Origin of the sequence: Rhizobium sp. 268, from assembly GCF_036571585.1 — a bacterium.
Lineage (GTDB): Bacteria > Pseudomonadota > Alphaproteobacteria > Rhizobiales > Rhizobiaceae > Rhizobium > Rhizobium redzepovicii.
The window spans coordinates 292,050-304,808 of the sequence record NZ_JAPPSO010000006.1; the positions used below are offsets into that span (position 1 = coordinate 292,050).

Here is a 12,759-nt window from a genome sequence, read left to right on the forward strand (position 1 = left end):
AAGTATTAAAAAGCTGCGGTTTCGCGACGGGCGGAACGGTAACAAAAGGGGCTGAAAGCCTTGAGCCAAATCGCATTTTGGGGGGCCGTCGAGCTCGGTCTGGTCTATTCCTTCGTCGCTCTCGGCGTCTATCTCGCCTTCCGCATTCTCGACTTTCCCGATCTGACTGTCGACGGCTCGTTTCCGCTTGGTGCAGCGGTGACCGCGGTGCTGATCATTGCCGGCGTCAATGCCTGGCTTGCGGCTGTGGTCGCGATGGCGGCGGGTGCGGCCGCGGGCATGGTGACGGCGCTGCTCAACGTGCGCTTCAAGATCCTCAATCTGCTCGCCTCGATCCTGACGATGATCGCGCTGTTTTCCGTCAATCTGCGCGTGATGGGCAAACCCAACGTCGCCCTCATCAACGCCGATACGATGATCAGCCCGTTCTTCGGCCATGGCCTGCGCGATTTCTACGTGCGGCCGCTCTTCGTCGGCGTTCTCGTGATCGTCGCCCTCGTCCTGGTCTGGCGCTTCCTGGAAAGCGATGCCGGACTTGCCATGCGGGCGACCGGCGCCAATGCGCGGATGGCCCGGGCGCAGGGTGTCGATACCAGCCGGCAGATCTATCTCGGCATGGCGATCTCGAATGCGCTGGTGGCGTTCGGCGGTGCGCTGTTTGCCCAGACCAACGGCTTTGCCGACGTCACCTCGGGTGTCGGCACGATCGTCGTCGGTCTGGCCGCCGTCATCATCGGCGAGACGCTGCTTGGTCGCCGCGGCCTGTTGATCGCGTTGATCGGCTGCGTGCTCGGCTCGATCCTCTATCGCATTGCGATCCAGCTGGCGCTGTCCAGCGACGTCATCGGCCTGCAGGCCTCCGATCTCAATTTCGTGACGGCAGTGCTGGTCACCGTGGCGCTCATCCTTCCCCGTCTTCGCGGAGGTGCTGCATCATGATCAGCGTCAAGGACATCAAGGTCGTTTTCGGGCGCGGTACGCCGCTGCAGAAGCAGGCGCTGAACGGTGTCAGCCTGACCATCGAGCAGGGCTCCTTCGTTACCGTCATCGGCTCCAACGGCGCCGGCAAATCGACGCTGCTCGGCGTGCTCGCCGGCGATGTCCTGCCGAGCGAGGGGCAGGTGCTGATCGGTAAGAACGAGGTGACGCGCAAGTCGACGGCATCACGCGCCGGTCTCGTCGCGCGGGTCTTCCAAGATCCGCTGACGGGAAGCTGCGGTTCGCTGTCGATCGAGGAAAATCTTGCTCTGGCCGCCCGCCGCGGCGAGAAGCGCGGACTTGCGCCGGCGCTCGGGGGCAGCAGGCGCGACTATTTCCGCGAGCGGATCGCCGAACTCAATCTCGGGCTGGAAAACCGGCTGAAGGACCGCATGGATCTGCTATCCGGCGGGCAGCGTCAGGCGGTTTCGCTCGTCATGGCCACACTTGCCGGCTCGGAAGTGCTGCTGCTCGACGAACATACGGCCGCACTCGACCCTGGGATGGCGGAATTCGTGATGAACCTGACGCAGAAGATCGTGGCCGAGCGCAAGCTGACGACGATGATGGTGACGCATTCGATGCGCCAGGCGCTGGACTATGGCCACCGCACGATCATGCTGCATGGCGGCGAGATCGTTCTCGATGTCGCGGGCGACAACAGAAAGAACCTGCAGGTCGAGGATCTGATCGCGATGTTCCGCAAGATGCGCGGCCAGACGCTCGACGACGATGCTTTGCTGATCGGCTAGCGCTGACAGCGTGCTGATCGGCTAATTGGCCTGACATGGTGCTGATCATCTGGCCTGCGTGAGCAGGATTTTCGCGGCGAAGATCGAGAAGACGCCGGCGAAAGTATAGTCCATGCCGCGCAGCACCTTTCTGTTGTTCTGCAGCCAGGAAGCCAGCCAGTCGGCGGCGAAGATCACGCTGGCATTGACGGGCATGCCGATCAGAATGAAGCAAAGCCCGAGGAACAGCAGCTTCTGCGTGACGGCGGGATCGCCGGCGCTGACGAATTGCGGCAGGAAGGTCATGAAGAAAATAATGACCTTGGGGTTCAGAAGATTGACCCAGAAGCCAGACGAGATGTTCGAAAGCACTGTGCCCTTCTGTTCCTCGACCTTGGCGACGGTGAGCTTCGAGCCGAAGCGGATCGCCTGCACCGCCAGCCAGAGCAGATAGCCGGCGCCGCCGGTTTTCAGGATCAGGAAGGCGCTCGGCGAGGCAGTGATCAGCGCCGAAATGCCGAAGGCGACCAGCATGGTGTGAACGACGATGCCGAGACTGGTGCCGACGACGACGAAGAGTGCTGCATACTTGCCCTGGGCGAGCGCGCGACTGATCGACAGCGTCATGTCGGGGCCGGGGGTCGCCGCGAGCAGCAGCGTCGCGGCGGCAAAGCCGAGCAGCGTCGGCAGGCTGGGCAGGAAATCCATGGCACACTCCGAAAGCCGGAAAGACCTGACGATCTCTTATCCGGCTTTCGGAAAATTACCAATCAAACCTTCTCATGCGCGTCGCACGAAACTTGATTCATGCGACGCGCATTCGCTGTTTGTTTTGTGCATATCGTTCTCCCGGAACCGCTGCACACGTCCTGATGATATGCAGTGCCGCCGATCACTTCTGTTCGAGGAAGGCCTTGAACTTATCGGCATAGTCCTTGTGCCAGCGCGACAGCGGCGGGCGATTCTCGATGATGTCACCGGCCGCCCAGGCCATTCGGCGTTCGTCGACCGGCCGGGCCACATCGTTGTCGGGGCAGAGGATATAGAAATCGCCGCGCTCGAGGCTTTCGACCATGAAGTCGACGGTCTGCTCCGGTGTCCAGGCGCCGGCCGGTTTTTCCGCGCGGTCGCCCTTGGTGAGGCCGGTGAAGACGAAGCCGGGGATCAGAAGATGGGCGGAGATCTTGCCGCCGTCGATGTTGCGAAGCTCATGCTCCAGCGCTTCGGTAAAGACCTTCACGCCCGATTTGGAGATATTGTAGGCGGGATTGCCGGGCGGCGTGGTGATGCCCTGTTTCGAACCGGTGTTGATGATCAGGCCGGGCTCGCCGTGCGACAGCATCTTCGGGCCGAAGGTGCGCGTGCCGTTGATGACGCCCATCAGGTTGACGGCGAAGATATGGTCCCAGTTGGCCTGTGGGCTGAAGATCGAGGTTTCCGGGCCGATGCCGGCATTGTTCATCAGCACGTGTACACGGCCGAAACGCTGGAGCACGGCACGTTCGAGCGCCTCCAGCGACTCCCTGGATGCGACGTCGGTTTCGACCGCCATCACATTTTCCTCGCCGGCAATGGCCTTGAGTTGGTCGGCGGCCTCGGCCAGCCGATCGCCGCCGAGATCGGCGATGGCGACGCTCATGCCGCGCCCGGCGAAATATTTCGCCGCCGCCAGGCCGATGCCGGACGCGCCGCCGGTGACGACGGCAACATTGGATTTCTTGAAAATGTCTTGAATATTGGTCACGGGGAGCCCCTCCTCGATCATTGCTCGGACGTTGGCGAATATGGGCTCCGCTTTGGCGCTGTCAACGCTATCGCGCCGGCGGCTTGGCACTTGCCCTTGCGTCACGCGCCAATCTCGCTAAAAGTGCCGCGACACCGGGTTTTCGCCGGCCTTTTATGCAACGGACCTCATCATCATGGCATCATACAAAGACGTGAAGAAAGTCGTTCTCGCCTATTCCGGCGGCCTCGACACCTCGATCATCCTGAAGTGGCTGCAGACGGAACTCGGCGCCGAAGTCGTCACCTTCACCGCCGATCTCGGCCAGGGCGAAGAGCTGGAGCCGGCGCGCAAGAAAGCCGAGATGCTCGGCATCAAGGAGATCTACATCGAGGATGTGCGCGAGGAATTCGTGCGCGATTTCGTCTTCCCGATGTTCCGCGCCAATGCCGTTTACGAAGGCGTCTACCTGCTCGGCACCTCGATCGCCCGGCCGCTAATTTCCAAACATCTGATCGATATCGCCCGCAAGACGGGTGCGGATGCGATCGCCCACGGCGCCACCGGCAAGGGCAACGACCAGGTTCGTTTCGAACTCTCAGCCTATGCCCTGAACCCCGACATCAAGATCATCGCGCCGTGGCGCGATTGGTCCTTCAAGAGCCGCACCGACCTGCTCGCCTTCGCCGAACAGCATCAGATCCCCGTCGCCAAGGACAAGAAGGGCGAGGCGCCATTCTCCGTCGACGCCAACCTTCTGCATTCCTCTTCCGAGGGCAAGGTTCTCGAGGACCCCGCCCAGGAGGCGCCGGAATATGTGCATATGCGCACGATCTCGCCTGAGGCCGCGCCCGACAAGGCGACGGTGATAAAGGTCGGCTTCCGCAAGGGCGATGCCGTCTCGATCAACGGCGTCGAGATGTCGCCGGCGACGCTGCTGGCAACGCTCAACAATTACGGCCGCGACAACGGCATCGGCCGTCTCGACCTCGTCGAGAACCGTTTCGTCGGCATGAAGTCGCGCGGCGTTTACGAAACGCCCGGCGGCACGATCCTGCTCTCGGCGCATCGCGCCATCGAATCGATCACGCTCGATCGCGGGGCTGCGCATCTCAAGGACGAGATCATGCCGCGTTACGCCGAGCTGATCTATTACGGCTTCTGGTTCTCGCCGGAGCGCGAGATGCTGCAGGCACTGATCGACAAGAGCCAGGAGCATGTCGAAGGCGAAGTGACGCTGAAGCTCTACAAAGGCAATGTCATGGTCATTGGCCGCGAAAGCGAAAAGTCGCTCTATTCCGACAAGCTCGTCACCTTCGAGGACGATCAGGGCGCCTACGACCAGAAGGACGCAGCCGGCTTCATCAAGCTCAACGCGTTGCGCCTGCGCACGCTCGGGAAGCGCAACCTCGCGAAGTAAATCCCGGGTTCGCTTTCGAACGGGTTGGAGCCCGCCGGCATTGCCGCGCGGGCTCTATTTATTGCCGGTGATTCACGCGGCAGCCGCATCCACGCACGGCCTGACGTCACCGCGACTCGGTCCCCAGCTTTCGGCCCAGAGCGGCAGGCCGACAAGACCGGCTATCTCAGACGCGGCTTTCGCAGGATCAAGCCGTATCATCTCTTCGCAATCCGTCACGGCAAACCCGTCCTCCGCCTGATCGAGGCAGGTCACCGCCAGTCCGGCTCTAACCGTGGTACCGTTGCGGTCCACCGTCAGATCGCGGGTTATGGCCTCACGCAACAGGCCGAGATCAAGCGGGGCGAGCCTCAGGCACCCTTGCCACTCGTTCGGCGCGTTGGTGGGGTCGACGACATTGACGCCGGGAAGTGTCGGAGTTTCCCCCTTGAGGGGGCCTGCGCCGTGCCGGGTGGTGTAGCAGCGTGTCGCATATGTTGCTTCGAGTTCGGTGATGCCGGCTTCGGCTGCAATAGCGAGCATATTGGCGAGCCCGGTATTCGAGCGGGTGACGTGGGGGAAGGCGCCACAATCCTGATCGAGCCCGAGGCCCTGCGCCGCCTCGAAAATGACGGCACCGCGTTCGCACAGCCGTCGGTCGGGCCAGAGCGTGACGCAGTCGAGATAGGCGGCGCAATCGGCCTCGAAGCGGGCGATGGTGGTGTCGTCGGCCAGCGCGGCGGCCAGTTCTGCGGGCAGGGCGGTGATGCCGAGCGCGGCCAGCCGGATAGGCACCCAGGCATCGCGGATCGAAACAAGGCGGGCGTGCAGATCGGGGCGGAACAGATCCTTGGTCGAGAGGGCGAAATCCGGGTGCAGATTGCGCTCGATGGTCTCGCCGAAGCCGAGGCCGCAGCTGCCGTGACGGGCAGTGCCGCGCGCCAGCTCCAAGGCCTGGTTGATGATGACGTCGAAGGGCGTGGTGATCGGCGCCCGCGGGTCGCTGCTGATCTCAGGCCTCGCCCCGAGCTGGCTGAGATCCGCCAGCTCGCCGAGCAGCAGCATCGGATGGGCGACGAAAAAGCGGCTGAAATGCGTGGCGGCCCCGGCAAAGCTGCCCGAGCCGATGTGATGGAAGACATGGCGGCGGCCAGCGGGATCGACCACGGTGTGGCCGGCCTGAGCGCCGCCATTGCTGCGAACTACCACGGCCCTCGGCGTGGCCGCGGCAAGGCGATCGACCATCAGCCCCTTGCCTTCGTCGCCATAAAGCGCGCCGATCACGGCCTGTGCTCGAGTGCTCATCTTCTGCTCCTCAAAATGGTTCCCGGAGCGCGCCGGGCTTTTGTTCTCTACGATTTGGGGCCGGAGCGGTTCAGCTTTTTATGGGTGCTCAGAACCGCTCCAACCTTTTGTTTTTAAATCCCCCGGAAAGCGTCTCGCACTTTCCCGGCTTAGAAGAACGGCAATAGGCGCCGCTTCGGGCGTTCGCCGATGGCCTTGGCGACGACTGCGGCAGCCGCACCCGGCCAGCTGGCGGCCACCTCGCCGGCATCCCGGCCCTCGGTGATCTCGATGATCGACACCACCAGTTCGGCGATGCGCCTGTGGTCATCGAGCACGAAGGTCCGGCCTGGCAGCAAGGGCTGCCAGCTCGCCAGCACCCGATCGAGCCGCGCGGCTGCGTAACCCTCGCGGATGACGATGTGGAAGACCTCATAGGCTCTCTGCGCCATCGCCAGGCATTCTCGGGCGCTCAGACCGCGCGGCGGTTCGATGCCGAAGATGCGAGCGATCTGGTCGGCAGTCAGGCCATTGTGAACCGGCTCGTCGCCAATGGTGAAAAGATAGCCTTTGCGGCCGCGCCTCTCGAAGGCATCGGTCGAGGTTTTGAGGGCTGCCAGAAGGTGGGCGGCGCTGTAGCTCTCGCCGTCATTGCCGCCGCCATTGCCTTCGAGCCACAGGGCGCGGATCTGGCTGGCAAGCGAGATGTCGGCCTCGAACTGGGTGGCCTGCAGCGGTGCAGTATCGGTATACGCATCTCCGATCGCCGCCACCATGATATGCGGATCGGATACCGGCCGGCGGTCATAGATCTCCGATGTCAGTGTGATGAGCCCGCCGCGCATGAGCTCGTGGGCGATCATGCCCATCGAGCCGGTCACATCCGAGGCGAGAATAATCGGAGTCGACTGCGGATTGTAGCCGCTGTCGCGGCTCTCGCGGGTGGCAAAGCGCGCCGGATCGAACCGGGGGTCGATGCCGGTGGCGCCGAATACTTCGGATCGGCTGCGGCCATCCACATGGCGTGCGTTGTAGGCCGCCCAGTCGGCTGTGCTGAAACGTCCCATACCCATGGCATCACTCCTTTGCTGTTGCCTTGGCGATCAGGCTTGCAGGTTCTGCCCGCTGCCTTCGTTAGCAATCATATAGACTTGCAAATTGCATTTTGCAAATTGCTATTTGCAAATTGTTATTTTTATGATTGGCCGTTATGAAAGCCCGGAACGCTCACCAGAAAGATGCCAATGGCAGAAGCTGAATTCGCGCGGCCGATCGTGACGGTCGACATCGTCTTGCTGACGCTGCACCAAGGACGATTATGCGTGGCCTTGCTGCCGCGGCCCGCCGAGCCCTTTGCCGGCGTTCCGGCGCTGATCGGCGGCTATCTGCACGTTGACGAGGACGCCGATGCGGAGTCGGCGGTGCGGCGCATCCTCAAGGCCAAGGCAGGGCTTGAGGGCATTTTCTTCGAACAGCTGGCGACCTTCGCTTCGGCGCGGCGAGATCCTCGCGACTGGTCGGTATCGATCGCCTATTTTGCGCTGGTCCCGCAGGGAGCGTTGGAGGGTGCCGCCAGCCCCCTGGAATTGCGGCCGGTCGAGACCGCAGGCGAACTGCCCTTCGACCATCAGGAGATCGTCATCGCCGCGCTGGCGCGGCTGCGCGGCAAGGGCGCCTACTCGACCATTCCGGCAAGGCTGCTTCCCGAGGTCTTCACGATGTCGGAACTGCAGGCAATCTATGAGACGGTGATGGGCGAGCGGCTGGACCAAAGCGCCTTTCGCCGCAAGGTCAACGATCTTGATCTGCTCGAAGTGGTCGAGGGCGAAAAACGACAGACCGAGCGGGCCCGGCGACCGACGACGCTCTATCGGCTGAAGACGCCGGTCGCTGTGTTCGATCGAAGAATTTGAGTGGCCAGCGTCCAGAGATCACTCCTGCGCAAGCAATGTCCTTACCGGGGCAAATTGGCGAGCATAGAAAATTCGTACTGACAGAACAACGCCAGCGATCAGGACTACCACCCCAGCGACTTCGATCGGTGTTGGCCAACGAGCGTGCACGATAAGTCCGCCGATGACACCGAAGGCTGTTTCCGAAACGATCAGCTGCGCAGCCAGGGCAACGGGCAGGCTGCGTGAGGCAATGTTCCAGGCCCAGACGCCGCCTGCGGTTGCCAGCAGCGCGAAAGACGCACCCCAAACATATAAGTTGCCAGCGGCATTCCAGCCGAATCCCAGTGCTGGAAGCTGGAAGAGGTCCATTGCGGCACCGACGGGATAGAAGGCCAGCATCAAGACGCCACCTCCGACCAATATCAGGGCCGACCACACACCGGAGGGCATTTCCGGGCGAGCGGCGAGTGCAGCCTGATTGGTGAGAGCGAACCAGACCCAAAGTCCCACGGCAGCGAGCGCCAGCGGCACGCCAACCCACAAGGATTCGACGGAGTTCAATCCCTGAGCCGTGAATGCCGTGCCGTTGACGAGGATAAGGCCGGCCAGCACAAGCGCCAAAGGCGCCATGAGGGATCGCCACGGCAATGATCCCTGACGTTGATTGCCAATGACCATCAACACGATCGGCACCAGACCGAGAAAGGCCGGAGCGATCACGGGGCCGGCAAAGACGGCTGCTCCCGTCACCGTCAGGAAGTAACCGACATATCCGATGAAGGCGAGCCAGATGGCCTGTAAACAGTTCCGAAGTGTGAGATGGCGCACGACGCGCTTTTCCGAAAACAGAATGTATATCCCGACCAGACCCGAGACAACATGACGGATGAGGGCGAAATCAAAGGTGGAATAATCACCGATGATGAAGGGAACAACAAAGTTGAGCGAAAAGGCAAAGGCCGCAAACAGAGCGGCTGACACGCCGATATAGAAGAGTCTGTCCATCATGTTCACCCTCTTGAAGTTGCGTCACTTTAACCTTCGACCTCGGTGATGCCGGCAGTCGGTTGGCAATCAAGGGAAAGCCTTGATCGAATGGGCAAAATTTACTTGCCGAAAGCCCAGGCCGGTACCCAGCGAAAATGAGAACCACCCTCTCGATGCTCATCCATGCCGCTTTACATCGCCATTTAACCGCCCTTGACGGATACCCGGGATGGCTTACTCTGCCGCGGTCATCCTCCGGAGCATCTCCATGACTCAGTCCCTGGTCTTCGGCGCCTTCCTGGCGGCGCTCTTCTACGTGCTCATTCCGGGACCGGCCTTCCTGCAGCTGCTCGGCATCGGTGCCGGGCAGGGCCGCAAGGCCGGCGCTTTTTTCATGATGGGGCATCTGGTCGGGGATCTCATCTGGTCGTCACTGGCGCTGATCGCGATCGTCGGCGCCAAGACCATCGGAACCTTCGTCTTCGACCTGCTCGGCCTTGCCTGCGGCTTCTACCTTGCCTGGATCGGCTGGAGCGCCGTCAATGCCAAGCCGAAAGCCGAGGGACAGGCTCTGGTGGTGGTCGAGCGGCCGTTTCGCCGCGGGCTGATCTTCGGCGTCACCAATCCAAAGGGCTATCCCGTGGCGCTCGCCACCTTCACCGCACTGGTCGCGGGCTCGGCCGGGGCGCTTGATTTCGAGGCCTTGCCGATGCTTCTCTGCGTGTCCTTCGTCGGTTTCGTGACGGCCGACATCATCCTGATCGGCATCATCGGCGCCGGCGCGGTTCGCCGCTTCTATCGCGCCCATGAGCGGCTGATCGTGCGCTGCTCCGGCGTCCTCTTCATGGGGTTTGCCGCACAGGCACTCTGGCACGCAACGCCCGGCCTCATCGGCTGGCGCAAGGCCTGATTCAACTATCCAGGAAATCGACGATCGATTTCAGCGTCTGGACTTCATCGGGATCGCCGATCGATGTGGCGATCTGCAACTGACTTTTGTAATAATCGAGAAAGTTGAAGCTCGTGCCGTCGGTGACGCTGGAGAGATCGATGACGTTGCCGAGCGGATCGATCGCGTGCATCGGCAGAGGCTCGGAGATCGCAGCGTAGGTGTTCTGATCGATCACGCCGCTGTCGAAACTCTGACGCGCGTAATTGCGCAGTTCACCAGGGCTGACCGCAGTGAAATCCGGACTTTCATCACTATTGTCGTCGATCTGGAACGAGACCGGGGCGGGAGCTCGGGTCTCGAATTCAATATCAGAGGTCTTCGAACTTTTTGCGTTATTAGGGTTGTTTTTAAATAGCAAACTCTGAGAAGACCGCACAGAAAAAATTTCCATGGCGCATGTCCCCGTGCAGGAAGAAACATGGGAAAACTAGCGCCCGCCCGTGATTCGCGTCAATCGTTAAAGAATGGTTAATTTTCGCGCGTCAATTTTTGTCCACCAGATTTTGCAGGCGAGGCAAAAGGTCCTTGCCGCATACCAATTCTACGACAGCTCTCCTATATTGACGAACCCGTGCATGCCAAAAAGGAATTCTCCGATGCCTTCTCCCCATGATTTCAATCCGGCGCTGGTGACTTGGGACGGCCTTCACGGCCTGCCGCGTTTCGATGCTGTCGATGACGGCGATTTCGCCGCCGCCTTCGAAGCGGCGCTTGCCGCCCATGAACGGGAGATCGACGAGATCGCCGAAAATGCCGAGGCGCCGACATTCGACAATACGGTCACGGCGCTGGAGATCGCCGGCGATGCACTGTCGCGCGTTTCGGCGCTGTTCTGGAACAAGGCGGGCGCGCATACCAATGATGTGATCCAGGCGCTGGAGCGGGAGATCTCGCCGAAGATGTCGCGCCACTATTCGAAGATCGGCATGAATGCCGCGCTCTTTGCCCGCATCGACACGCTCTGGGAAAAACGCGAAAGCCTCGGCCTGACGCTCGAACAGACACGCGTGCTGGAGCGCCACTGGAAAGGCTTCGTCAAATCGGGCGCCAAGCTCGAGAAGGCCGAGCAGGAGAAACTCGCCGAGATGAATGAAAAGCTTGCCGGTCTCGGCACGCAATTCGGCCAGAACGTGCTTGCCGATGAGAAGGCCTGGGCCTTGGTGCTTTCCGATGGGGCCGAACTCGACGGGCTGCCGGCATTTCTGCGCGACGCGATGGCCGCGGCGGCGCGCGAACGCGGCGACGAGGGCAAATATGCGGTGACGCTGTCGCGCTCGATCATCGAGCCGTTCCTCACCTTTTCGGAGCGCCGCGATCTGCGCGAGCAGGCTTTCAAGGCTTGGGTGGCGCGCGGCGAAAATGACGGCGAAACGGACAATCGCGGCGTCATCAAGGAAACGCTGGCGCTGCGCCATCGGGTGGCGAGCCTGCTCGGTTACGGCAATTTCGCCGAGCTGAAGCTCGACAACACGATGGCAAAGACGGCGGAGGCGGTGAACGACCTGCTCAAAGCCGTCTGGGCGCGGGCGGTGAAACGTGCCGGCGAGGAGGAGGCCGATATCGCGGCGCTGATCGCCGAGGAGGGGCGTAACCACGAGGTGATGCCCTGGGACTGGCGCCATTACGCCGAAAAGATCAGGGCGCGGAAATTCGATTTTTCCGAAGCCGAGCTCAAGCCCTATCTGCAACTCGAGAAGATCATCGAGGCCTGCTTCGACGTGGCCCAACGGCTGTTCGGTATCCGCGCCGTCGAGAAGAAGGGCGTGGCCGCCTATCACCCGGATGTCAGGGTGTTTGAGATCCGGGACCGCGAAGACCGGCTGGTCGCCCTCTTCCTCGGCGATTATTTCGCCCGCGGCTCGAAACGATCGGGCGCTTGGATGAGCTCGCTGCAATCGCAGCACAGGCTCGAACTGAAGAATGGCCGCCACGGCGAGCTGCCAATCATCTACAATGTCTGCAACTTCGCCAAGCCGGCCGAGGGCAAACCGGCGCTGCTGTCGCTCGACGATGCGCGCACGCTGTTCCACGAATTCGGCCACGCGCTGCACGGCATGCTGTCGAATGTCACCTACCCCTCGGTCTCCGGCACCGGCGTTTCGCGCGATTTCGTCGAGCTTCCCTCACAGCTCTACGAGCACTGGCTGACAGTGCCCGCTATTTTGAAGCGTTATGCCGTGCATGTCGAAACCGGCGAGCCGATGCCGCAGGCGCTGCTCGACAAGGTGTTGGCCGCGCGCACTTTCAATGCCGGCTTCAACACCGTCGAGTTCACCTCGTCGGCGCTTGTTGATATGGCCTTTCACACGCGAGAGGCGGTCGCCGACCCGATGGCGGTGCAGGCCGAGGTGCTGGCCGAGATCGGCATGCCGAAGTCGATCGTCATGCGCCACGCGACGCCGCACTTCCAGCATATCTTCTCCGGCGGTTATTCGGCCGGCTATTACTCCTACATGTGGTCGGAGGTGCTCGACGCCGACGCCTTTGCCGCCTTCGAGGAGACGGGCGACGCCTTCAACGGCGAGATGGCGCGCAAGCTCAAGGAAAACATCTATTCCGTGGGCGGCTCGGTCGATCCGGAGGACGCCTACAAGGCTTTCCGCGGCAAGCTGCCGAGCCCGGATGCGATGCTGGTCAAAAAGGGACTTTCGACCTTCGAGGAATTGACAGGCAGCGACGCCTAAGACAATTTGATGACACGCTTCGATGCGGCATGGCGGCAGCCATGCCGCAGCTTTTGCGCGTTCCCCTCTTTCGCAAACGCAAAAAAAACTGTATGGACGCCCCAAACCAATAGGCGCGTCCTCAAG

At 61.7% G+C, this 12,759-nt stretch carries 12 protein-coding genes; 6 read left to right on the plus strand and 6 right to left on the minus strand.

What is annotated here, in order from left to right:
• Nucleotides 1-60: 60 nt before the first annotated feature.
• Complete coding sequence (locus OS035_RS14365) at nucleotides 61-939, plus strand: ABC transporter permease (RefSeq protein WP_012559241.1); 879 nt, start codon at nucleotides 61-63, stop codon at nucleotides 937-939.
• Complete coding sequence (locus OS035_RS14370; RefSeq protein WP_097624939.1) at nucleotides 936-1,730, plus strand: ABC transporter ATP-binding protein; 795 nt, start codon at nucleotides 936-938, stop codon at nucleotides 1,728-1,730. The genes OS035_RS14365 and OS035_RS14370 overlap by 4 nt, the downstream gene beginning before the upstream one ends.
• A 45-nt stretch (nucleotides 1,731-1,775) precedes the next feature.
• Here OS035_RS14370 and OS035_RS14375 read toward each other — a convergent pair whose 3' ends face one another.
• Together OS035_RS14375 and OS035_RS14380 are read right to left on the minus strand one after the other, a co-directional pair.
• Nucleotides 1,776-2,417, minus strand: a complete 642-nt coding sequence (locus OS035_RS14375; protein ID WP_097624938.1) for a LysE family translocator — start codon at nucleotides 2,415-2,417, stop codon at nucleotides 1,776-1,778.
• 184 nt (nucleotides 2,418-2,601) lie between these two features.
• The gene (locus OS035_RS14380; RefSeq protein WP_183855550.1) at nucleotides 2,602-3,453 is read right to left on the minus strand and encodes an SDR family NAD(P)-dependent oxidoreductase; all 852 of its coding nucleotides are present in this window, start codon (nucleotides 3,451-3,453) and stop codon (nucleotides 2,602-2,604) included.
• 175 nt (nucleotides 3,454-3,628) lie between these two features.
• Here OS035_RS14380 and OS035_RS14385 point away from each other — a divergent pair, with 175 nt between their 5' ends.
• Nucleotides 3,629-4,852, plus strand: coding sequence for an argininosuccinate synthase (locus OS035_RS14385; protein ID WP_097624937.1), 1,224 nt, complete (start codon nucleotides 3,629-3,631; stop codon nucleotides 4,850-4,852).
• Between the two features lie 72 nt (nucleotides 4,853-4,924).
• On the opposite strand, the gene OS035_RS14390 is transcribed toward OS035_RS14385, so the two are convergent.
• Nucleotides 4,925-6,136, minus strand: coding sequence for an adenylosuccinate synthetase (locus tag OS035_RS14390; RefSeq protein WP_331813818.1), 1,212 nt, complete (start codon nucleotides 6,134-6,136; stop codon nucleotides 4,925-4,927).
• A 149-nt stretch (nucleotides 6,137-6,285) separates the two neighbouring features.
• On the minus strand, nucleotides 6,286-7,188 hold the full coding sequence (locus tag OS035_RS14395; protein ID WP_183778408.1) for a hypothetical protein: 903 nt from the start codon (nucleotides 7,186-7,188) through the stop codon (nucleotides 6,286-6,288).
• Between the two features lie 171 nt (nucleotides 7,189-7,359).
• Between OS035_RS14395 and OS035_RS14400 the strand changes: the two genes are divergently transcribed.
• On the plus strand, nucleotides 7,360-8,028 hold the full coding sequence (locus OS035_RS14400) for an NUDIX hydrolase (protein WP_097624934.1): 669 nt from the start codon (nucleotides 7,360-7,362) through the stop codon (nucleotides 8,026-8,028).
• 18 nt (nucleotides 8,029-8,046) lie between these two features.
• Here the strand turns inward: OS035_RS14400 and OS035_RS14405 are convergent, their stop codons facing one another.
• Nucleotides 8,047-9,015, minus strand: a complete 969-nt coding sequence (locus OS035_RS14405) for a DMT family transporter (protein ID WP_183855658.1) — start codon at nucleotides 9,013-9,015, stop codon at nucleotides 8,047-8,049.
• Between the two features lie 250 nt (nucleotides 9,016-9,265).
• On the opposite strand from OS035_RS14405, the gene OS035_RS14410 reads away from it, so the two are divergent.
• Nucleotides 9,266-9,907 (plus strand): LysE family translocator, encoded by a 642-nt coding sequence (locus OS035_RS14410; RefSeq protein ID WP_097624933.1) that lies wholly within the window; start codon nucleotides 9,266-9,268, stop codon nucleotides 9,905-9,907.
• 1 nt (nucleotide 9,908) lies between these two features.
• Here OS035_RS14410 and OS035_RS14415 read toward each other — a convergent pair whose 3' ends face one another.
• Nucleotides 9,909-10,340 (minus strand): hypothetical protein, encoded by a 432-nt coding sequence (locus OS035_RS14415; RefSeq protein WP_183855553.1) that lies wholly within the window; start codon nucleotides 10,338-10,340, stop codon nucleotides 9,909-9,911.
• A 205-nt stretch (nucleotides 10,341-10,545) separates the two neighbouring features.
• Between OS035_RS14415 and OS035_RS14420 the strand changes: the two genes are divergently transcribed.
• Entirely contained in the window at nucleotides 10,546-12,633 is a 2,088-nt protein-coding gene (locus tag OS035_RS14420; RefSeq protein ID WP_097624931.1) for a M3 family metallopeptidase, read from the plus strand.
• Nucleotides 12,634-12,759: the final 126 nt, after the last annotated feature.